This window comes from Acidovorax sp. GBBC 1281 (assembly GCF_028473645.1).
Taxonomy (GTDB): domain Bacteria; phylum Pseudomonadota; class Gammaproteobacteria; order Burkholderiales; family Burkholderiaceae_C; genus Paracidovorax.
This window is the reverse complement of record NZ_CP097269.1, coordinates 1,369,880-1,389,812: the sequence shown is the minus strand read 5'-3', so window position 1 is coordinate 1,389,812 and position 19,933 is coordinate 1,369,880. Positions and strand designations below refer to the sequence as shown.

General features: G+C 65.8%; 21 protein-coding genes. 13 read left to right on the top strand and 8 right to left on the bottom strand.

Annotated elements, in window-relative coordinates:
* Nucleotides 1-7: 7 nt before the first annotated feature.
* The 3 genes from thrC to M5C96_RS06285 all read right to left on the bottom strand — a co-directional run bounded on the left by thrC (nt 8) and on the right by M5C96_RS06285 (nt 4,102).
* Nucleotides 8-1,435, bottom strand: a complete 1,428-nt coding sequence (thrC, locus tag M5C96_RS06295; protein ID WP_272567933.1) for a threonine synthase — start codon at nt 1,433-1,435, stop codon at nt 8-10.
* Nucleotides 1,435-2,796, bottom strand: coding sequence for a homoserine dehydrogenase (locus M5C96_RS06290; protein ID WP_272567932.1), 1,362 nt, complete (start codon nt 2,794-2,796; stop codon nt 1,435-1,437). The genes thrC and M5C96_RS06290 overlap by 1 nt, the downstream gene beginning before the upstream one ends.
* A gap of 76 nt (nt 2,797-2,872) precedes the next feature.
* Nucleotides 2,873-4,102 (bottom strand): pyridoxal phosphate-dependent aminotransferase, encoded by a 1,230-nt coding sequence (locus M5C96_RS06285; RefSeq protein WP_272567931.1) that lies wholly within the window; start codon nt 4,100-4,102, stop codon nt 2,873-2,875.
* Nucleotides 4,103-4,272: 170 nt separating this feature from the next.
* Between M5C96_RS06285 and M5C96_RS06280 the strand changes: the two genes are divergently transcribed.
* From M5C96_RS06280 to M5C96_RS06265, 4 genes are all read left to right on the top strand, one after another.
* A complete protein-coding gene (locus M5C96_RS06280; protein WP_272567930.1) occupies nt 4,273-4,644 on the top strand; it encodes an Mth938-like domain-containing protein in 372 nt (123 codons plus the stop codon).
* A gap of 163 nt (nt 4,645-4,807) precedes the next feature.
* Nucleotides 4,808-5,293: a peroxiredoxin gene (locus M5C96_RS06275; protein ID WP_272551605.1), complete on the top strand. Its 486-nt coding sequence runs from the start codon at nt 4,808-4,810 to the stop codon at nt 5,291-5,293.
* Between the two features lie 154 nt (nt 5,294-5,447).
* Entirely contained in the window at nt 5,448-7,259 is a 1,812-nt protein-coding gene (locus M5C96_RS06270; RefSeq protein ID WP_272567929.1) for a PhoH family protein, read from the top strand.
* 16 nt (nt 7,260-7,275) lie between these two features.
* Nucleotides 7,276-7,641, top strand: a complete 366-nt coding sequence (locus M5C96_RS06265; protein ID WP_272567928.1) for a hypothetical protein — start codon at nt 7,276-7,278, stop codon at nt 7,639-7,641.
* Between the two features lie 92 nt (nt 7,642-7,733).
* On the opposite strand, the gene dnaB is transcribed toward M5C96_RS06265, so the two are convergent.
* The 5 genes from dnaB to rpsF all read right to left on the bottom strand — a co-directional run bounded on the left by dnaB (nt 7,734) and on the right by rpsF (nt 10,781).
* Nucleotides 7,734-9,146 carry a replicative DNA helicase gene (gene dnaB / locus M5C96_RS06260; RefSeq protein ID WP_272567927.1) on the bottom strand — a complete coding sequence of 471 codons (1,413 nt, stop codon included), beginning with the start codon at nt 9,144-9,146 and terminating at the stop codon, nt 7,734-7,736.
* Between the two features lie 185 nt (nt 9,147-9,331).
* On the bottom strand, nt 9,332-9,784 hold the full coding sequence (gene rplI, locus M5C96_RS06255; RefSeq protein WP_272551600.1) for a 50S ribosomal protein L9: 453 nt from the start codon (nt 9,782-9,784) through the stop codon (nt 9,332-9,334).
* A gap of 12 nt (nt 9,785-9,796) precedes the next feature.
* Nucleotides 9,797-10,078, bottom strand: coding sequence for a 30S ribosomal protein S18 (gene rpsR / locus M5C96_RS06250; protein WP_011794373.1), 282 nt, complete (start codon nt 10,076-10,078; stop codon nt 9,797-9,799).
* 18 nt (nt 10,079-10,096) lie between these two features.
* A complete protein-coding gene (gene priB / locus M5C96_RS06245; RefSeq protein ID WP_272551598.1) occupies nt 10,097-10,387 on the bottom strand; it encodes a primosomal replication protein N in 291 nt (96 codons plus the stop codon).
* Nucleotides 10,388-10,403: 16 nt separating this feature from the next.
* Entirely contained in the window at nt 10,404-10,781 is a 378-nt protein-coding gene (gene rpsF, locus M5C96_RS06240; protein WP_272551597.1) for a 30S ribosomal protein S6, read from the bottom strand.
* Between the two features lie 218 nt (nt 10,782-10,999).
* Between rpsF and grpE the strand changes: the two genes are divergently transcribed.
* The 9 genes from grpE (at nt 11,000) to leuB (ending at nt 19,882) form a co-directional block, all read left to right on the top strand.
* Nucleotides 11,000-11,560, top strand: coding sequence for a nucleotide exchange factor GrpE (gene grpE / locus M5C96_RS06235; protein ID WP_272567926.1), 561 nt, complete (start codon nt 11,000-11,002; stop codon nt 11,558-11,560).
* 104 nt (nt 11,561-11,664) lie between these two features.
* Entirely contained in the window at nt 11,665-13,620 is a 1,956-nt protein-coding gene (gene dnaK / locus M5C96_RS06230; protein WP_272567923.1) for a molecular chaperone DnaK, read from the top strand.
* 88 nt (nt 13,621-13,708) lie between these two features.
* Nucleotides 13,709-14,854, top strand: coding sequence for a molecular chaperone DnaJ (dnaJ, locus tag M5C96_RS06225; RefSeq protein WP_272567922.1), 1,146 nt, complete (start codon nt 13,709-13,711; stop codon nt 14,852-14,854).
* A gap of 150 nt (nt 14,855-15,004) precedes the next feature.
* The gene (locus M5C96_RS06220; RefSeq protein WP_272567919.1) at nt 15,005-15,940 is read left to right on the top strand and encodes a LysR family transcriptional regulator; all 936 of its coding nucleotides are present in this window, start codon (nt 15,005-15,007) and stop codon (nt 15,938-15,940) included.
* A gap of 39 nt (nt 15,941-15,979) precedes the next feature.
* Entirely contained in the window at nt 15,980-17,401 is a 1,422-nt protein-coding gene (leuC, locus tag M5C96_RS06215; RefSeq protein ID WP_272567918.1) for a 3-isopropylmalate dehydratase large subunit, read from the top strand.
* 67 nt (nt 17,402-17,468) lie between these two features.
* Complete coding sequence (locus M5C96_RS06210; protein WP_372588273.1) at nt 17,469-17,567, top strand: entericidin A/B family lipoprotein; 99 nt, start codon at nt 17,469-17,471, stop codon at nt 17,565-17,567.
* A 41-nt stretch (nt 17,568-17,608) separates the two neighbouring features.
* Entirely contained in the window at nt 17,609-18,016 is a 408-nt protein-coding gene (locus tag M5C96_RS06205; RefSeq protein ID WP_272567914.1) for a hypothetical protein, read from the top strand.
* A gap of 38 nt (nt 18,017-18,054) precedes the next feature.
* Entirely contained in the window at nt 18,055-18,720 is a 666-nt protein-coding gene (leuD, locus tag M5C96_RS06200) for a 3-isopropylmalate dehydratase small subunit (RefSeq protein WP_272567913.1), read from the top strand.
* 91 nt (nt 18,721-18,811) lie between these two features.
* Nucleotides 18,812-19,882: a 3-isopropylmalate dehydrogenase gene (leuB, locus tag M5C96_RS06195; protein WP_272567912.1), complete on the top strand. Its 1,071-nt coding sequence runs from the start codon at nt 18,812-18,814 to the stop codon at nt 19,880-19,882.
* Nucleotides 19,883-19,933: the final 51 nt, after the last annotated feature.

Here is a 19,933-nt window from a genome sequence, read left to right as displayed (position 1 = left end):
GAAGGACTCAGGCGCAGTGGCGGCTGATGTAGGCCTTGACCAGCACCACGTCGGCCGGCATGACCTGCACGCGCTTGGGCAGCGCCTCGATGCCCTCGAACTTGGCCGGCCGCTCGGGCGGTTGGCCCAGCGCCTCGACGATGGTCTCGGCGAACTTGATCGGCAGCGCGGTTTCCAGCACCAGCATCGGCACGCCGGGACGGATGTGCTCGCGCGCCACCTTCACGCCGTCGGCGGTGTGGGTGTCGATCGTCACGCCGAAACGCTGGAACGTGTCGCGGATGGTCGCGATGCGGTCCGCATGCGTGCTCTTGCCGCTCACGAAGCCGTAGCGCCCCGCCGCTTCGGCGAAGGCTGGATCGCCGCTCAGGTCGAACGCGCCGTCCCGGGCCAGGGCCTCACCGAACAGCGCCTGCGTGCGGGCGCCGTCGCGGCCGAGCAGGTCGAACACGAAGCGCTCGAAGTTGCTCGCCTTGCTGATGTCCATGGACGGGCTGGAGGTCTCGTGCGTGTCGGCGCTGCCGCGCACGCGGTACACGCCCGTGCGGAAGAACTCGTCCAGCACGTCGTTCTCGTTCGTCGCCACCACCAGCTGGTCGATCGGCAGGCCCATCATGCGCGCCACGTGGCCCGCGCAGACGTTGCCGAAGTTGCCCGACGGCACGGTGAAGCTCACCTTCTGGTCGTTGGTGTCGGTGGCCTGCACGTAGCCGGCGAAGTAATACACCACCTGCGCCAGCAGGCGCGCCCAGTTGATCGAATTGACCGTGCCGATCTTGTACTGGCGCTTGAAGGCCAGGTCGTTGCTCACGGCCTTGACGATGTCCTGGCAATCGTCGAACACGCCCTCGATGGCGAGGTTGTGGATGTTCTCGTCCTGCAGGCTGAACATCTGCGCCTGCTGGAACGCGCTCATGCGGCCGTGCGGGCTGGTCATGAAGACGCGCACGCCCTGCTTGCCCTTCATGGCGTATTCGGCGGCGCTGCCGGTGTCGCCGCTGGTCGCGCCCAGGATGTTGAGCGTCTCGCCGCGGCGCGCCAGTTCGTATTCGAACAGGTTGCCCAGCAGCTGCATCGCCATGTCCTTGAAGGCCAGCGTGGGGCCGTTGGACAGGGCTTCGAGCCACAGGCTGTTTTCCAGGTGGCGCAGCGGCACGATCTCGCCGGTGCCGAACACCTCGGCCGTGTACGTCTTCTCGCACAGGCGCTTGAGATCCGCCGCGGGAATGTCGTCGATGTAGAGCGACAGGATCTGGAAGGCCAGCTCCGCGTAGCCCTGCTCGTGGTAGGCACGGCGCAGGCGGGTGAGCGCCGCGTCGTCGATCTGCGGGTAGCGCTCGGGCAGGTACAGGCCGCCATCGGGCGCGAGGCCTTCCAGCAGGATGTCGCAGAAATGCTTGCGGTCGGCGTGACCGCGGGTCGAGACGTAAAGCATCAGTTCAGCTCCTCCTTGCGGATGCGCGTGATGGGGCCCAGCACCGTGGGCAGCGCCTGCATCTGCGCGATGGCGTCGTTCATCGTGCCCTCGCGCGTGTCGTGCGTGAGGATGATGAGGTCGGTCTGCGTGGAACCCTCGCCGCCCACCTCGTCGGCCTCGCGCTGCAGCACCGCGTCGATGCTGATGCCGGCCGTGGCCAGCAGGCCCGTGACCTTGGCCAGCACGCCGGCCTCGTCGGCCACGCGCAGGCGCAGGTAGTAGCTGGTGACGACCTCGCTCATGGGCAGCACGGGCAGCGTGCCCATGGCCTGGTCGAGCGTGTGCGACTGGAAGGCCAGGTGCGGCACGCGGTGCTCGGGGTCGGCCGAGGCCAGGCGGGCGATGTCCACCAGGTCGGCGATCACGGCGCTGGCCGTGGGCTCGCTGCCGGCGCCCTTGCCGTAGTACAGCGTGGTGCCCACGGCATCGCCCTGCACGACCACGGCGTTCATGGCGCCTTCCACGTTGGCGATCAGGCGCTTGGCGGGCACCAGCGTGGGATGCACGCGCAGCTCCACGCCGTCGGTCTGGCCGGAGGCCGCGCCCGCGCCGGAGCGGCGCTTGGCGATGCCCAGCAGCTTGATGCGGTAGCCCAGTTGCTCGGCGTAGCGGATGTCGGCCGCGCCGAGCTTGGTGATGCCTTCCACGTAGGCCTTGTCGAACTGCACCGGGATGCCGAAGGCGATGGCCGACATGATGGTGGCCTTGTGCGCGGCGTCCACGCCTTCGATGTCGAAGGTCGGATCGGCCTCGGCATAGCCCAGTCGCTGCGCCTCTTTCAGCACCACGTCGAAGTCCAGGCCCTTGTCGCGCATCTCGGACAGGATGAAGTTGGTGGTGCCGTTGATGATGCCGGCGATCCACTGGATGCGGTTGGCGGTGAGCCCTTCGCGCAGCGCCTTGATGATCGGGATGCCCCCGGCCACGGCGGCCTCGAAGGCCACCATCACGCCCTTGGCCGACGCGGCCGCGAAGATCTCGGTGCCGTGCACGGCCAGCAGCGCCTTGTTGGCGGTGACCACGTGCTTGCCGGCGGCAATCGCCTCCAGCACCAGGGCCTTGGCGATGCCATAGCCGCCGATCAGCTCGACCACGATGTCGATGTCGGGGTTGGCGATGACGGCGCGCGCATCGCTCACCACCTGGGCGGTGTCGCCCACGACGGTCCTGGCGCGGGCCGCGTCGAGGTCGGCCACCATGGCGATCTCGATGCCACGGCCGGCGCGGCGGCGGATTTCCTCCTGGTTGCGTTGCAGCACGTTGAAGACGCCGCTGCCGACGGTGCCAATGCCCAGCAGGCCCACTTGGATCGGTTTCATGATCGAATTACCAGTCAAATTGCACTGCAGCGCTAGTTGAATATGCGCTGGCAGCTATGAAAATAGGAGTAAAGGCTCAGGCGGTGCCGTGCTGCTGCCGGTACCTGGCGAGGAAATCCGCCAGGCGGCCGATGGCCACGCGCAGGTCGTCCTCGTGGGGCAGGAACACGATGCGGAAGTGCTGTTGGTCGGGGTAATTGAAGCCCGAGCCCTGCACCAGCATCACGCGCGTGGCGCGCAACACCTCCATGAAGAATTGGCGGTCGTCGGCGATGGGGTACATCGCGGGGTCCAGGCGGGGGAACATGTAGAGCGCCGCCTTGGGTTTCACGCAGCTCACGCCCGGGATCGCCGAGATGAGTTCATAGGCCAGGTCGCGCTGGCGCCGCAGGCGCCCGCCTTCCCGGACCAGGTCGTTGATGCTCTGGTAGCCGCCCAGCGCCGTCTGGATGGCCCACTGGCCGGGCACGTTGGAGCCCAGCTTGATGTTGGCGAGCATGTTGATGCCCTCGATGTAATCGCGGGCCACTTCCTTGTTGCCCGAGATCACCATCCAGCCCGCGCGGTAGCCGCACGAGCGGTAGGCCTTGGAGAGCGAGTTGAAGGTCAGCGTGAGCACGTCGGTGGACAGGCTGGCCAGCGCCGTGTGCGTGACGCCGTCGTACAGCACCTTGTCGTACACCTCGTCGGCCAGCAGCACCAGGCCGTGCTCGCGGGCGATCTGCACCAGGGCCTTGAGCAGCTCGTCGGAGTACATCGCGCCCGTGGGGTTGTTGGGGTTGATGACCACCAGCCCCTTGGTCCGCGGCGTGATCTTGGCGCGGATGTCGTCCAGGTCAGGCATCCAGCCGTTGGCCTCGTCGCACAGGTAGTGCACGGGCTTGCCACCCGACAGGCTGGCGACGGCGGTCCACAGGGGGTAGTCGGGCGCGGGCACCAGCAGTTCGTCACCGTCGTCGAGCAGCGCGTTGGTGGCCATGCCGATCAGGTCGCTCGCGCCGTTGCCCAGGTAGATGTCGTCGAGCGTCACGCCCGTAACGCCCTGCTGCTGGCTGTAGTGCATCACCGCCTTGCGCGCGCCGAAGATGCCCTTGCTGTCCGAATAGCCCGCCGAGTTGGGCAGGTTGCGGATCATGTCCTGCTGGATTTCCTCAGGGGCGTCAAAGCCGAACGGCGCGAGGTTGCCGATGTTCAGCTTGATGATCTTCTGCCCCTCGTCCTCCATCTGCTTGGCCGCGTCCACGATCGGGCCCCGGACATCGTAGAGAACGTTATTGAGCTTCGCGGATTTTTGGATGGTCTTCATGCGCTGGCGAAAAAAGGACGGGAGCCGGACACGGGGGACTCAGAGACCCGCCAGGAGGCATTGCCTCTGTGGCGAAACCTATAATTTGACCACAGTTCCCGCAGCGCCCTGGCACCCTTTGGCCCCTCGTAGCACACCTTTTCCCACAAACGGATATCCATCCAAAGCGAATGAAATTCCAGCCCGACCGCTCCGAAACGCAGACCATCAGCGCCTACGGCCCCGGCTGGATCGGCGTGGACGGCGAAAAGCTCACGACGAGCGTGATCCTCGGCTCGCGCGGGCTCCGCCAGGCGTGGGACTGCACGAGCTTCGAAGACCTCACGCCGGCGCACTTCGCGCAACTGGCCGGGCTCGATGCGGAACTCATCCTTTTCGGCAGCGGCACGCGCAACCGCTTTCCGCCGCCCGCCTGGCTGCAGCCGCTGATGGCCAAGCGCATGGGGCTGGAGACCATGGACACCCCGGCGGCCTGCCGCACCTACAACATCCTGGCGGGCGAGGGGCGCAACGTGGTCGCCGCCCTGCTGCTGGAGCCTTGATCGCCAGTTGTGTACTTTGGTTACAGACTGCAGGGCCTGAAAGAGTGCGAAAGAGTCCGTTTCAAGGTAAAATCTCCGGTTGCGGTCGGGGGCCCTCCAAGAGCAATAACACACACCGCTCCCCCGGCTTTTCAACGACTTTCATCCTGAGAGATTGAGTGCCATGGCGATCGTTGTCAACAAACCCCTACCTGAATTTGAAGCCAACGCGACCGGGGGGATCAAGGTCTCCAATACCTCGCATCTTGGCCAGGTTCTGATTCTGTACTTCTACCCCAAGGACAACACCCCTGGCTGCACCACCGAAGCCATGCAGTTCCGCGACAAGTACAAAGACTTCGTCAAGGCCGGCGCAGCCGTCTTCGGCGTGTCGCGCGACAACATGAAGTCGCACGACGACTTCAAGGAAAAGCTCGAACTTCCGTTCGAACTGATCGCCGACACCGAAGAAAAAATGTGCCACATGTTCGGCGTGGTCAAGAACAAGATCATGTACGGCAAGAAGGTCAAGGGCATCGAACGCAGCACGTTCCTGGTCGGCCCCGACGGCATCCTCGCCCATGAATGGCGCGGCCTCAAGGTGCCGGGCCATGTGGACGAAGTGCTCAAGGCCGTGAAGTCCATCAAGGCGCTCAAGAAAGCCGCCTGAAGCCGGCTGCGGCAGGCTGCCGCGGGCCGTCATGGGGAGCATGCATAATGGGTCGATGCTGCTGAGAAACGCAACGCCCTCCCCTCACCCAAAAGCCGCCTTGGCCTCCAGGCGGCTTTTTGCTTTCTGAACATCCCATCGAGACCATTGCACCATGCCCCTGCCCCCCGCCCCCACCCGGCGCGCCGCGCTGCTTTCTCCGGATGCTTACCACCAGACCGCGGCCCGTGCGGACCTGACCGCCGTTGACGAACCGGTCGAAGCCTTCGAACCCGCCAACCCTCCCGCCACCCGTTCCACCCGCAAGCCCGCGCGCACGGCCCCGTCCGCCCGCGACGCTGCACCCCGCAATGAAAGCACTGGCGTGCGTGCACCCGCGCCAGTGGCCAGCGAGGCACCGCCGCAACTCGAGCAGCGCGCGCCGTCGCGCCGCCGCGCCGCGCCGGCCCCTGCGCCGGTGCAGGCCCGTGAGTCCGCCCTGGCCGAGCCGGTGCAGGCACGCACCGCGGCACCCGAGCCCGCACCAGCCCCCGCCGCGGCGCCCAGCGCGCGCAGCCGCAAGGTGCGCAGCAACGGCCCCAAAAAGATGTTCGTGCTGGACACCAACGTGCTGCTGCACGACCCCACCAGCCTCTTCCGATTCGAGGAGCACGACATCTTCCTGCCGATGATCGTGCTCGAGGAGCTCGACGGCCACAAGAAAGGCATGACCGAGGTCGCCCGCAACGGACGCCAGGCCAGCCGCACGCTCGACGCCCTGGCCGCCGCGCAGGGCGCCGACATCGCGCGCGGGCTCAAGCTCGACTCCACCGGCCAGCGCGCGGCCGGCGGCTGCCTGTATTTCCAGACGGCGCCGCTCGACTACAGCCTGCCCACCAGCCTGCCCCAGGGCAAGGCCGACAACCAGATCCTGGGCGTCGTCGAAGCGCTGCGCAAGCTGCATGCCCCGCGCGAAGTCGTGCTGGTGTCCAAGGACATCAACATGCGCGTCAAGGCGCGCGCGCTCGGCCTGAACGCCGAGGACTACCAGAACGACAAGACGCTCGAGGACGGCGACCTGCTGTACTCCGGCCTGCTCGCGCTGCCGGCCGACTTCTGGATCAAGACCGGCAAGAACGTGGAAAGCTGGCAGAGCGGCGTGCACACGTACTACCGCATCGGCGGACCAATCGTGCCGCAGCTGATGATCAACCAGTTCGTGTACTTCGAGGCGCCAGGCGAGCCCAGCCTGTTCGCCCGCGTGACCGAGATCCGCGACCGCACCGCGGTGCTGCAGACGCTCAAGGACTACGGCTCGGCCAAGAACGCCATCTGGGGCGTGAACACCCGCAACCGCGAGCAGAACTTCGCCATGAACCTGCTCATGGACCCCGAGGTGGACTTCGTCACCCTCACCGGCACGGCCGGCACCGGCAAAACGCTGATGGCGCTGGCCGCGGGACTCACGCAGGTGCTGGACGAGCGCCGCTACACCGAGATCATCATGACCCGCGCCACGGTGAGCGTGGGCGAGGACATCGGCTTCCTGCCCGGCACCGAAGAGGAAAAGATGGGCCCATGGATGGGCGCGCTGGACGACAACCTGGAGTTTCTGGCCAAGGGCGACGGCGGCAACGCCGGCGAATGGGGCCGCGCCGCCACCAACGAGCTGATCCGCAGCCGCATCAAGATCAAGAGCATGAACTTCATGCGCGGGCGCACCTTCCTCAACAAGTACGTGATCATCGACGAGGCGCAGAACCTCACGCCCAAGCAGATGAAGACGCTCATCACGCGGGCGGGCCCGGGCACCAAGATCATCTGCATGGGCAACCTGGCGCAGATCGACACGCCCTACCTGACCGAAGGCTCGTCCGGCCTGACCTACGCGGTGGACCGCTTCAAGGGCTGGCCGCACAGCGGCCACATCACCCTGGCGCGCGGCGAGCGCTCACGCCTGGCGGACTTCGCCAGCGAAGTGCTGTGAGCGGGAGCACCCGGTAATGGCCGTGGGATGGATGACCGCGCTGAAGCTGGTGCCATGGGGCGACGTGATCGAGGCGACGCCCCAGATACTGCAGGCCGCCCGGCGGCTGCTGGGCCAGACGCAGAAAGGGCCGGCCGCCCCGGCGGCGCCCCTGCCCAACGGCACGGAGGACGGCCTGGCCGCGCTGCGCCAGCGGGTGCAGGCGCTGGAGGCCGAGCAGCAGGCGTCGGCCGTGCTGATCGGATCGCTCGCCGAGCAGAACGCACAGCTCGTGCGCGCGGTGGATGCGCTGCGGGTGCGCAGCCAGCGCCTGACGATCGCCGTGGCACTGACCGGCGTCGCCACCGTGGGGCTGCTGGCCTGGGCGCTGGGCGGCAGCTGACCGGACCCGCACCGCATTCCAGGCATTGCTATTTAATTGATAGCGATATGCCCTAGAAGAATATGCGCTGGAGGCCTTTTTGACCCAGGTGCTTAGAAATCGTCGCCGGAGCCCATGGCGAGGTTTTCGAAGCGCGTCTGGTTCTTCTGGAAGAACAGCTTCACCGTGCCGGTGGGGCCGTTCCGTTGCTTGCCGATGATGACCTCGGCCACGTTCGGCTCCTTGCTGTCCTTGTTGTAGTAGTCGTCGCGGTAGATGAACATGATGATGTCGGCATCCTGCTCGATGGCGCCGGATTCGCGCAGGTCGGACATCATCGGCCGCTTGTCGGTGCGCTGCTCCACCGAGCGGTTGAGCTGCGACAGCGCGATCACCGGGCACTGCAGCTCCTTGGCCAGCATCTTGAGGCCCCGGGAGATCTCGCCCAGTTCAGTGGCGCGGTTGTCCGAGCTGGACGAGCCCGAGCCGCTCATGAGCTGCAGGTAGTCGACCACGATCAGCCCCAGCTTGCCGCACTGGCGCGCCAGGCGGCGCGCGTTGGCGCGCAGTTCGCTGGGCGTGAGGCCCGGCGTCTCGTCAATGTGCAGCGACACCGTGCGCAGGCGCTCGATGGCCTCGGTCAGCCGCGGCCATTCTTCGTCGGTCAGCTTGCCGGTGCGCAGGTTGCCCTGGTTCACACGGCCGATGGAGCCCACGATCCGCACCGCCAGCTGGGCCGCGCCCATTTCCATCGAGAAGATGGCGACTGGCAGGCCTTCGTTGAGCGCCACGTGCTCTGCGATGTTCACGGCGAACGAGGTCTTGCCCATGGACGGCCGCGCCGCCAGCACCACCATGTCGCCCGCCTGCAGGCCGGACGTCATACGGTCCAGGTCGGCGAAACCCGTGGGCACGCCCGTGACGTCCACGGGGTTGTCCGCCATTTCCTGGACGCGGTCCAGCAGGTCCACCACCAGCGTGTCCAGCGACTGGAAGCCCTGCTTCATGCGCGAGCCTTCTTCGCCGATGGCGAAGATCTTGGACTCGGCCTCGTCCAGGATCTTTTCCACGGTCCGGCCCTTCGGATTGAAGGCGTTCGTGGAGATCTCGTCGCTGGCCGTGAGCAGCTTGCGCAGGATCGAACGCTCCCGCACGATCTCGGCATAGCGCCGGATGTTGCTCGCGCTCGGCACGTACTGGGCGAGGCTGTTGAGGTAGGCCAGCCCGCCGATCTCCTCCGCCTTGCCCAGCCCCTGCAGCCGCTCGTACACCGTGATCACGTCGGCGGGCTTGCTGGCGTTCACCATGGCGCCGATGGCCGAATAGATGAGCTGGTGCTCGTGCCGGTAGAAATCGCCGTCCACCAGCAGGTCGCCCACCCGGTCCCAGGCCATGTTGTCGAGCAGCAGGCCGCCCAGCACGCTGGACTCAGCCTCCAGGGAATGCGGCGGCACGCGCAGCTGAGCGACTTCGCGGTCCGGCGCCGGAGCGAAATCCTCGTCGATGGAAAGGGACTCGAGGGTCATGGCAAAAGGTCCTCTCGCGGCGGGCGCGGTGGGTTACCGTCAGGCAGATGGGAAGACTGGGATGACAAGTCTGTGGACAAGCTGTTCACAGGCGGTGGGTGACCGGTGCATGGAACAGCAGGCCAGAAACGCGAAAGCCGCCCGAGGGCGGCTTCGCGATCGATGCCAGAGGCAGCGCTTTTTCGTTAAGCGGTTTCGCCGTAGACCGACACGGTCACGTCCACCACCACGTCGGTGTGCAGGGCCACGCTCACCGTGTTGTCGCCGACGACCTTGATCGGGCCGTTGGGCAGGCGGATCTGCGACTTGACGACCTTGTAGCCTTGCTTGTTCAGCTCTTCAGCGATGTCGTGGTTGGTCACGGAACCGAACAGGCGGCCGTCCACGCCGGCCTTTTGCGTCAGCTTGATGGTCGTGCCACCGAGCTTTTCGCCTTGGGCCTGGGACTCGGCCAGCTTTGCAGCGGCGGCCTTTTCGAGTTCGGCGCGCTTGGCTTCGAACTCGGCCTTGGCGGATTCGGTGGCGCGGCGTGCGCGTCCCGAAGGAATCAGGAAGTTGCGGGCGTAGCCGTCTTTGACCTTGACGATTTCGCCGAGGTTGCCGAGGTTCACAACCTTGTCGAGCAGGATGATTTGCATGACTGTTGCTCCTTAGATCTTGTGCTGGTCGCTGTAAGGCACCAGGGCCAGGAAGCGCGCGCGCTTGATGGCGGTGTTCAGCTGACGCTGGTAGATGGCGCGCGTGCCGGTCAGGCGTGCGGGGATGATCTTGCCGTTTTCGGCGATGAAGTCACGCAGCGTGTCGACATCCTTGTAGTCGATCTCTTCGACGCCGGCGACGGTGAAGCGGCAAAAGCGCTTGCGCTTGAACAGCAGCGACTGGGTGTTGCGCTTCGGGCGCTTGTCTTTGTTGAACTTCTTGAACGTGGCCATTTTCGGACCTCTTGAAAATTAATCTTGTTGAATATCCTGGATGTGGAACACCAGCCCCTTGCCGTTGCGCGACGTCGCCAGAAACCCCCGGAAGATCCAGAGGCTGCCGAGCGCCTGTCTTGCCAGCCGCTCTGCGAGCGTGCCGAAGGCAATGGCCTTCACGACCGCCTTGACCTCGCGCTGTGCACCGGCTTCCTGCTGCTGAGACCCGTGTTCGAGCTTCAGGTCCAGGGCCGGCAGGCCAGCGGGCGTGTAGCGCAGGGCCTGAGCCTCGGCGATACAGGCGGTGAGGACAACGTGGTTTTCCACTCCTCCAGTCGATGGATCAGCGCTCGCCTGAAGCGGCGAACTCGGCCTGGCTGGCCTTGCGGGCTTCTTCGCGCTCGACGGTCTTCATCATCGAGGAAGGACCCGTGTCGGCCTTCTTCTTTTGAACCGTCAGGTGGCGCAGCACGGCGTCGTTGAACTTGAAGGCATGCTCCAGTTCAGCCATCACGGCCTGGTCGGCTTCGATGTTCACGCACAGGTAGTGGGCCTTGGCCAGCTTGTTGATCAGGTACGCCAGTTGACGGCGGCCCCAGTCTTCCACGCGGTGCACCTTGCCGCCGCCGGCGACGATCATGCCCTTGTAGCGCTCCAGCATGGCTGGAACTTGTTCGCTTTGATCCGGATGGATCAACAAAATGATTTCGTAGTGACGCATGCAAACTCCTTGTGGATGAAACCACCCGCTGCGTCTAGAAGCGGTGTGGCAAGGCAAAGCCGGCGATTATAGCCCCAAGGCCGGTCGCTTGTACACTCACGCCGGCCGAGACCGACGCCAGCCCGACGCATCTGCGTGCAAACGTCGCCTTTTCGCTTGAAATCCGCCGCATGGCACCCATTTGCCGCGCGTATCGTTCACTTTCAGAAGAAATCGACATGTCCGATCAAAACAATCCAGCCACCGCCTCTCATGGGGACGCCTCCCCCTCTCCTGAAGAAGTCGAAGCCGCGATGGCGGCACATGCCTCCGATGAACTGGGCCGCCTGCAGGGCGAACTGGCCGAGCTGAAGGCCAAGAGCGCCGATCTCGCCGACCAATTCCTGCGCGCCAAAGCCGAGGCCGAGAACGCCCGCCGCCGCGCCGAGGAGGAAATCTCCAAGGCCCGCAAGTTCGGCATCGAGAGCTTCGCGGAAAGCATGCTCCCCGTGGCCGACAGCTTGGCCGCGGCCTTGGCCATCAAGGACGCCACGATCGAACAGCTGCGCGAAGGCTCGGACGCCACGCTGCGCCAGCTCACCTCCGCCCTGGAGCGCAACAAGGTGCTGGCCATCAACCCCAACGCGGGCGACAAGTTCGATCCGCACCAGCACCAGGCCATCAGCATGGTGCCGGCCGACCAGGAGCCCAACACGGTGGTGTCCGTGTTGCAAAAAGGCTACGTGATTGCCGAGCGCGTGCTGCGCCCGGCCCTGGTCACGGTGTCCGCGCCCAAGTAAGCACCCGCCGACCCAAAGAAAAACTGTAGGCGACGGCTTGAAGCCGGCCAAGTTATCCACAAGTTATCGGCATCCAAATCTTTTTCAAAATCTCGGAGAACAACATGGGAAAAATCATCGGTATCGACCTGGGCACCACCAACAGCTGCGTGTCCATCATGGAAGGCAACACCACTCGGGTGATTGAGAACTCGGAAGGCGCGCGCACCACGCCCTCCATCGTGGCGTACCAGGAAGACGGCGAAGTGCTGGTCGGCGCCTCGGCCAAGCGCCAGGCCGTCACCAACCCGCAGAACACGCTGTACGCGATCAAGCGGCTGATCGGCCGCAAGTTCACCGAAAAGGAAGTGCAAAAGGACATCGACCTGATGCCCTACAAGATCACGGCGGCCGACAACGGCGACGCCTGGGTCGAAGTGCGCGGCAACAAGATCTCGGCCCAGCAGGTCAGCGCCGACATCCTGCGCAAGATGAAGAAGACCGCCGAGGACTACCTGGGCGAGGCGGTGACGGAAGCCGTCATCACGGTGCCCGCGTACTTCAACGACGCCCAGCGCCAAGCCACCAAGGATGCCGGCCGCATCGCGGGCCTGGACGTCAAGCGCATCATCAACGAGCCCACGGCCGCGGCCCTGGCCTTCGGCCTGGACAAGCAGGAAAAGGGCGACCGCAAGATCGCCGTGTATGACCTGGGTGGCGGCACGTTCGACGTGTCCATCATCGAGATCGCCGACGTCGACGGCGAAAAGCAGTTCGAAGTGCTGTCCACCAACGGCGACACGTTCCTGGGCGGCGAAGACTTCGACCAGCGCATCATCGACTACATCATTTCCGAGTTCAAGAAGGACCAGGGCGTCGATCTGTCCAAGGACGTGCTGGCCCTGCAGCGCCTGAAGGAAGCGGCCGAGAAGGCCAAGATCGAGCTGTCCAACAGCGCGCAGACCGACATCAACCTGCCCTACATCACGGCGGACGCCTCGGGCCCGAAGCACCTGAACATCAAGCTCACGCGTGCCAAGCTCGAAGCGCTGGTGGAAGAGCTGATCGAACGCACGATCGCCCCCTGCCGCACGGCCATCAAGGACGCCGGCATCAGCGTGTCGGACATCCATGACGTGATCCTGGTGGGCGGCATGACCCGCATGCCCAAGGTGCAGGACAAGGTCAAGGAGTTCTTCGGCAAGGATCCGCGCAAGGACGTGAACCCGGACGAAGCCGTGGCCGTGGGCGCCGCCATCCAGGGCCAGGTGCTGTCGGGCGACCGCAAGGACGTGCTGCTGCTGGACGTGACGCCGCTGTCGCTGGGCATCGAGACGCTGGGTGGCGTGATGACCAAGATGATCAGCAAGAACACCACGATCCCGACGAAGTTCGCGCAGACCTTCTCGACCGCCGACGACAACCAGCCGGCCGTGACGATCAAGGTGTTCCAGGGCGAACGTGAACTGGCCAGCGCCAACAAGCTGCTGGGCGAGTTCAACCTGGAAGGCATTCCGCCGGCAGGCCGCGGCGTGCCGCAGATCGAGGTGAGCTTCGACATCGATGCCAACGGCATCCTGCACGTGGGCGCCAAGGACAAGGGCACCGGCAAGGAAAACAAGATCACCATCAAGGCGAACTCGGGCCTGTCCGAGGAAGAGATCCAGAAGATGGTGAAGGACGCCGAACTGAACGCGGCCGACGACAAGAAGAAGCTGGAACTGGTCCAGGCGCGCAACCAGGGCGAAGCCGCCGTGCACAGCGTGACCAAGAGCCTGGCCGAGCACGGCGACAAGCTCGATGCCGCCGAGAAGGAGCAGATCGAGTCGGCCGTGAAGGCCCTGGAAGACGCGCTCAAGGGCGAGGACAAGGCCGCCATCGACGAGAAGACGACCGCGCTGATGACCGCCAGCCAGAAGCTGGGCGAGAAGATGTACGCCGAAGCGCAGGCCGCCCAGGCCGCGGCAGCAGGTGGCACGGAAGGTGCAGCGCCCCAGGGCGGTGCCTCGTCCTCCGCCGGTGCAGCACCGCACGACGACAACGTGGTGGACGCTGAAGTGAAGGAAGTGAAGAAAGGCTGAGCGCGCTCGCGTGCCCGACTAGCCGCCGCGCCGGGCCCTGCACAGGGGCCAGCGCGGCGTTCCTGTTCCAACCGAGCTCGGAAAGACCATGTCCAAGAGAGACTTTTACGAAGTTCTGGGCGTTCCAAAGAACGCCTCGGACGAAGAGATCAAGAAGGCTTATCGCAAGCTCGCGATGAAGCACCACCCTGACCGCAACCAGGGTGACGCGGCCAAGCCTGCCGAAGAGCGGTTCAAGGAAGCCAAAGAGGCTTATGAAATGCTCTCCGATCCGCAGAAGCGGGCCGCCTACGACCAGTACGGCCACGCGGGCGTGGACCCGAACATGCGCGGCCCCGGCGGCGCGGGTGCGGAAGGCTTCGGTGGCTTTGCCGAGGCCTTCGGCGACATCTTCGGCGACATGTTCGGCCAGGGCGGCGCGCGCGGGCGCGGCCAGGGCGGGCGCCAGGTCTATCGCGGCAACGACCTGAGCTACGCGATGGAGGTCACCCTCGAAGAGGCGGCCAAGGGCAAGGACGCGCAGATCCGCATTCCCTCCTGGGAATCGTGCGAGACCTGCCACGGCAGCGGCGCCAAGCCGGGCACCAGCGCCAAGACCTGCACCACCTGTGCCGGCGCCGGCACGGTGCAGATGCGCCAGGGTTTCTTCAGCGTGCAGCAGACGTGTCCGCACTGCCGCGGCACGGGCAAGATCATTCCCGAGCCCTGCACCACCTGCCACGGCCAGGGCAAGGTCAAGAAGCAGAAGACGCTGGAAGTGAAGATCCCCGCCGGCATTGACGACGGAATGCGCATCCGCAGCACCGGCAACGGCGAGCCGGGCACCAACGGCGGCCCGCCGGGGGACCTGTACATCGAGATCCGCCTGAAGAAGCACGACATCTTCGAGCGCGACGGCGACGACCTGCATTGCCAGGTGCCGGTGAGCTTCATCACGGCCGCGCTGGGCGGCGAGATCGAAGTGCCCACGCTGCAAGGCAAGGCGGCCATCGACATTCCCGAAGGCACCCAGGCCGGCAAGCAGTTCCGCCTGCGCGGCAAGGGCATCAAGGGCGTGCGGGCCAGCTACCCCGGCGACCTGTACTGCCACATCGCGGTGGAAACGCCGGTCAAGCTGACCGAGCACCAGCGCAAGCTGCTGCGCGAGCTGGAGGAGTCGCTCAAGAAAGGCGGTGCCAAGCACTCGCCCAGCGGCGAGAGCTGGACCGACCGGCTGAAGAACCTGTTCAGCTGATCGCAGCCAGGCCTTGACCGCCAACGGCGCCTTCGGGCGCCGTTTTTTTGCGTGAATGGGCAGCAAAGCCATCGCATACCACGATGGCTCACGGCATTTTCATGAGAGAAAATACGGCAACTCTCTGATTCAGAGAATTCTCCAACCACGATGAAAAGCTCCGAGCGCAGTTTTGCGCGCCGAATCGACCTCACCTCGCTGCAGCTCTTCGTGGCCGTCTGTGAGCTGGGAAGCATCGGCCGCGCGGCGGAGCGGGAGTTCATCGCCGCCTCCGCCGTCAGCAAGCGCCTGTCCGACCTGGAAACCGCGGTGGACACCGCCCTGCTCTACCGGCACAGCCGCGGCGTCACCCTCACGCCCGCCGGCGAAAGCCTGCTGCACCACGCCCGCACCGTGCTGTTCGGCCTGGAGCGCATGCAGGGCGAACTGAGCGAATACGCCGACGGGGTGCGCGGCCATGTGCGCATGCACGCCAACATCTCGGCCATCGTGCAGTTCCTGCCCGAGGACCTGGGGGCCTTCGCCCGCGCGCACAGCCAGGTCAAGATCGACCTGCAGGAACACCTGAGCCCCGACGTGCTGCAGGCCGTGCGCGAGGGCGCGGCCGACCTGGGGCTGTGCCACACCGGCACCGCCGCCGAACCCGAGGGCCTGCAAAGCCGCCCCTACCGCAGCGATCGTCTGGTGCTCGTCGTGCCGCAAGGGCATGCATTGTCCCGGCATGCTGCTATCAAATTTGAAGCAATCCTCGACTGCGACATCGTGGGCCTGCAGGCCAACAGCAGCATCAGCCTGGCCATGCACCAGGCGGCCGCGCAGGCCGGGCGCCCGCTGCGCCAGCGCATCCAGGTCACCGGGCTGGACGCCATGTGCCGCATGATCGACAACGGCCTGGGCGTGGGCCTGCTGCCGGACCGGGCCTTCGCGCTGATGCGCGGCGTGGGCCAACTGCAATCCGTCGCGCTCGACGAACCCTGGGGCCAGCGCGAGTTGCGCCTGGTGGCCCGCGACTTCGACACCCTGCCGGTCACGGCCCGGCTGCTGGTCGAACACTTGGTGCCACCTGCCCCGCCCGAGCCTTCCTAAAATCATCCACCCCACCTGAAACCCACCAAAGAGACCGCCATGGGACGCACCCTGTACGACAAGATCTGGGACGAGCACGTCGTCCACACCGAAGAGGACGGCACCGCCATCCTCTACATCGACCGCCACCTGGTGCATGAAGTGACCAGCCCGCAGGCGTTCGAGGGCCTGCGCCAGGCCGGCCGCAAGGTCTGGCGCGTCAGCTCCATCGTCGCCACGGCGGACCACAACACGCCCACCACCGGCTGGGAGCGGGGCTACGACGGCATCACCGACCCGATCAGCAAGGAGCAGATCACCACGCTCGACAAGAACATCGCCGAGGTCGGCGCGGCGGCGTTCTTCCCGTTCATGAGCAAGCGCCAGGGCATCGTCCACGTGATCGGCCCCGAGAACGGCGCCACGCTGCCCGGCATGACGGTGGTGTGCGGCGACAGCCACACCAGCACGCACGGCGCCTTCGGCGCGCTGGCGCACGGCATCGGCACCAGCGAGGTGGAGCACGTCATGGCCACGCAGACCCTGCTGGCCAAGAAGGCCAAGAACATGCTCATCCGCGTGGACGGCCAGGTCGCGCCCGGCGTGACGGCCAAGGATATCGTGCTGGCCATCATCGGCAAGATCGGCACGGCGGGCGGCACGGGCTACACCATCGAGTTCGGCGGCCCGGCGATCCGCGCCCTCAGCATCGAAGGCCGCATGACGGTCTGCAACATGGCCATCGAGGCGGGCGCGCGCGCCGGCCTGGTGGCAGTGGACGACAAGACCATCGACTACGTGAAGGGCCGGCCGCTGTCGCCCTCGGGCGTGGAATGGGACCAGGCGGTGGCCTACTGGAAGACGCTGCAGTCGGATGCTGACGCGCACTTCGACACGGTGGTCACGCTGAACGCCGCGGACATCGTGCCGCAGATCACCTGGGGAACCTCGCCCGAGATGGTGCTGGGCGTGGATGCCCGAGTGCCCGATCCCGACAAGGAAAAGGACGCCAACAAGCGCGGCGCCATGGAGCGCGCGCTCACCTACATGAACCTGGAGCCCGGCAAGGCGCTGAACGACATCTTCGTGGACAAGGTGTTCATCGGCTCGTGCACCAACAGCCGTATCGAGGACATGCGCGAAGCCGCTGCCGTGGTCAAGAAGCTGGGCCAGAAGGTCGCCAAGAACATCAAGCTGGCCATGGTGGTGCCCGGCTCCGGCCTGGTGAAGGAGCAGGCCGAGCGCGAAGGCCTGCACGAGATCTTCAAGGCCGCGGGCTTCGAATGGCGCGAGCCCGGCTGCTCGATGTGCCTGGCCATGAACGCCGACCGCCTGGAGCCCGGCGAGCGCTGCGCCTCCACCAGCAACCGCAACTTCGAAGGCCGCCAGGGCGCGGGCGGACGCACCCACCTGGTCTCGCCGGCCATGGCCGCCGCGGCCGCCGTGCACGGCCACTTCGTGGACGTGCGCCAGTTCGCCTGAGCGCCACGGCTGCATTCCATTCACCCCAAGGACACTTGCCGTGAACAAGACCGCCACCCTTCTCACCCTGGCCCTGGCTTGCCTGCTGGCCGGCTGCAACACCGTCAAGGGCATGGGCCAGGACGTGCAACGCGCGGGCAGCGCCATCGAGCGGGCCGCCAAATGACCGGCCACGCCACGCCCCAGACTTTCAGAAAGGACCGCCGCATGAAAGCCGTCGTCTGGCCCTTCTTTGCCGCCTGCATCCTGGGCGGTTCCGCCACCGCCCTGGCGGCCGACCGCGCCTGCGTGATCGAAGGCAACGTGCCCGTCGCCGGCAAAACCGTGGCGGTGAAGGACTGCATGGAGTTCACCGCCGGCATTCCGGCCGAGCAGCTCAAGGCGAGCTGCGACGGCCTGGCGCAGACCTCGGCCCAACTCGGGGGCAAGGCAGGCAAGGTGACCTTCCTAGCGCAGTGCCCTCGGCCCGCCAGTGGCGCGTGCAAGGGGCTGATGGGCCAGCCGCTGGACTCCTACTACTACAACCTGTCGCCCGAAGCCGTGCAGGAAAAACGCAAGGCCTGCGAAACATCCACCGCCGCCATCAAAGGCGGCACCTGGAGCAACGGGCAGTAACGCACCGCTGCCTTCGAGCCCTCTTCCGGACACACACCATGCAGAAATTCACCCTCCACCAAGGCCTCGTGGCCCCCATGGACCGCGAGAACGTCGATACCGACGCCATCATTCCGAAGCAGTTCCTCAAGTCGATCAAGAAGACCGGCTTCGGCGTGAACCTGTTCGACGAATGGCGCTACCTGGACCACGGCGAACCGGGCCAGGACCCGGCGAGCCGCAAGCCCAACCCGGACTTCGTGCTCAACCAGCCTCGCTACGCCGGCGCGTCCATCTTGCTGGCGCGCAAGAATTTCGGCTGCGGATCGAGCCGAGAGCACGCGCCCTGGGCGCTGGACCAATACGGCTTTCGCGCCGTGATCGCGCCGAGCTTCGCGGACATCTTCTTCAACAACTGCTTCAAGAACGGCCTGCTGCCCATCGTGCTGCCCGAGGCCACCGTGGCGCAGCTGTTCGATGAGGTGCACGCCTTTCCCGGCTACCAGCTCACCATCGATCTGGAGCGCCAGGTGATCGTGCGCCAGAACCGCGACGAGGTCGTGGGCGAAGAGATTCCGTTCGAGGTGAACGCCTTTCGCAAGTACTGCCTGCTCAACGGGTTCGACGACATCGGCTTGACCCTGCGGCAGTCCGACAAGATCAAGGTGTTCGAGGCCCAGCGCCTGGCCACCAAGCCCTGGCTGGCCCACACCATGGCGGGCTGATCTGCCTGCCGGCAGCCAAACATCAAGTATCCAATCGGCCCGCAGCGCAATAAGCACTAGGGCATATCGCTATCAAAAGAGAAGCAATTACATGAAAATCGCAGTTTTGCCGGGCGACGGCATCGGCACGGAAATCGTGGCAGAGGCCGTCAAGGTGCTGGACGTGCTGGGCCTTCCGTTCGAGATGGAGTCCGCCCTGGTCGGCGGCGCCGCCTACGAGGCCCACGGCCACCCGCTGCCCGAAGCCACGCTGAAGCTGGCGCAGGACGCCGACGCCGTGCTGTTCGGCGCCGTCGGCGACTGGAAGTACGACAAGCTCGACCGCCCCCTGCGCCCCGAGCAGGCCATCCTGGGCCTGCGCAAGCACCTGGGGCTGTTCGCCAACTTCCGCCCGGCCATCTGCTACGAGCAGCTGGTGGGCGCTTCGAGCCTCAAGCCCGAGCTGATCTCGGGCCTCGACATCCTCATCATCCGCGAGCTGACGGGCGACATCTACTTCGGCCAGCCGCGCGGCCGGCGCACGGCCGTGGACGGCCACTTCCCCGGTGCCGAAGAGGCCTTCGACACCATGCGCTACTCCAAGCCGGAGATCGAGCGCATCGCCCACGTCGCGTTCCAGGCCGCGCGCAAGCGCAGCAAGAAGGTCACCAGCGTGGACAAGGCCAACGTGCTGGAAACCTTCCAGTTCTGGAAGGACGGGGTCACCGAAGTGGGCCAGCAGTACCCCGACGTGGAACTGCAGCACATGTACGTGGACAACGCCGCCATGCAGCTGGTGAAGGCCCCTAAGGCCTTCGATGTGGTGGTCACCGGCAACATGTTCGGCGACATCCTGTCGGACGAGGCTTCCATGCTCACCGGCTCCATCGGCATGCTGCCCTCGGCCAGCCTCAACAGCAAGAACCAGGGCCTGTACGAGCCCAGCCATGGCAGCGCGCCCGACATCGCCGGCAAGGGCGTGGCCAATCCGCTGGCCACCATCCTCAGCGCCGCGATGATGCTGCGCTTCAGCCTGAACCAGGAAGCGGCCGCCCAGCGCATCGAAGCGGCCGTGCAGAAGGTGCTGGCCCAAGGCCTGCGCACGCCGGACATCTGGAGCGAAGGCACCACGAAGGTGGGCACGGCGCAGATGGGCGACGCCGTGGTGAAGGCCCTGGGCTGACCGCTGCAGCCCGGCACGCGCTGAAGCGGGCCGTTCCTGCCCAAAAGGGTG

What these genes read in the sequence shown, in the direction of transcription:
- thrC (WP_272567933.1), bottom strand. Translation starts at nt 1,435, where the DNA reads ATGCTTTACGTCTCGACCCGCGGTCACGCCGACCGCAAGCATTTCTGC.
- M5C96_RS06290 (WP_272567932.1), bottom strand. Translation starts at nt 2,796, where the DNA reads ATGAAACCGATCCAAGTGGGCCTGCTGGGCATTGGCACCGTCGGCAGC.
- M5C96_RS06285 (WP_272567931.1), bottom strand. Translation starts at nt 4,102, where the DNA reads ATGAAGACCATCCAAAAATCCGCGAAGCTCAATAACGTTCTCTACGAT.
- M5C96_RS06280 (WP_272567930.1), top strand. Translation starts at nt 4,273, where the DNA reads ATGAAATTCCAGCCCGACCGCTCCGAAACGCAGACCATCAGCGCCTAC.
- M5C96_RS06275 (WP_272551605.1), top strand. Translation starts at nt 4,808, where the DNA reads ATGGCGATCGTTGTCAACAAACCCCTACCTGAATTTGAAGCCAACGCG.
- M5C96_RS06270 (WP_272567929.1), top strand. Translation starts at nt 5,448, where the DNA reads ATGCCCCTGCCCCCCGCCCCCACCCGGCGCGCCGCGCTGCTTTCTCCG.
- M5C96_RS06265 (WP_272567928.1), top strand. Translation starts at nt 7,276, where the DNA reads ATGGCCGTGGGATGGATGACCGCGCTGAAGCTGGTGCCATGGGGCGAC.
- dnaB (WP_272567927.1), bottom strand. Translation starts at nt 9,146, where the DNA reads ATGACCCTCGAGTCCCTTTCCATCGACGAGGATTTCGCTCCGGCGCCG.
- rplI (WP_272551600.1), bottom strand. Translation starts at nt 9,784, where the DNA reads ATGCAAATCATCCTGCTCGACAAGGTTGTGAACCTCGGCAACCTCGGC.
- rpsR (WP_011794373.1), bottom strand. Translation starts at nt 10,078, where the DNA reads ATGGCCACGTTCAAGAAGTTCAACAAAGACAAGCGCCCGAAGCGCAAC.
- rpsF (WP_272551597.1), bottom strand. Translation starts at nt 10,781, where the DNA reads ATGCGTCACTACGAAATCATTTTGTTGATCCATCCGGATCAAAGCGAA.
- grpE (WP_272567926.1), top strand. Translation starts at nt 11,000, where the DNA reads ATGTCCGATCAAAACAATCCAGCCACCGCCTCTCATGGGGACGCCTCC.
- dnaK (WP_272567923.1), top strand. Translation starts at nt 11,665, where the DNA reads ATGGGAAAAATCATCGGTATCGACCTGGGCACCACCAACAGCTGCGTG.
- dnaJ (WP_272567922.1), top strand. Translation starts at nt 13,709, where the DNA reads ATGTCCAAGAGAGACTTTTACGAAGTTCTGGGCGTTCCAAAGAACGCC.
- M5C96_RS06220 (WP_272567919.1), top strand. Translation starts at nt 15,005, where the DNA reads ATGAAAAGCTCCGAGCGCAGTTTTGCGCGCCGAATCGACCTCACCTCG.
- leuC (WP_272567918.1), top strand. Translation starts at nt 15,980, where the DNA reads ATGGGACGCACCCTGTACGACAAGATCTGGGACGAGCACGTCGTCCAC.
- M5C96_RS06205 (WP_272567914.1), top strand. Translation starts at nt 17,609, where the DNA reads ATGAAAGCCGTCGTCTGGCCCTTCTTTGCCGCCTGCATCCTGGGCGGT.
- leuD (WP_272567913.1), top strand. Translation starts at nt 18,055, where the DNA reads ATGCAGAAATTCACCCTCCACCAAGGCCTCGTGGCCCCCATGGACCGC.
- leuB (WP_272567912.1), top strand. Translation starts at nt 18,812, where the DNA reads ATGAAAATCGCAGTTTTGCCGGGCGACGGCATCGGCACGGAAATCGTG.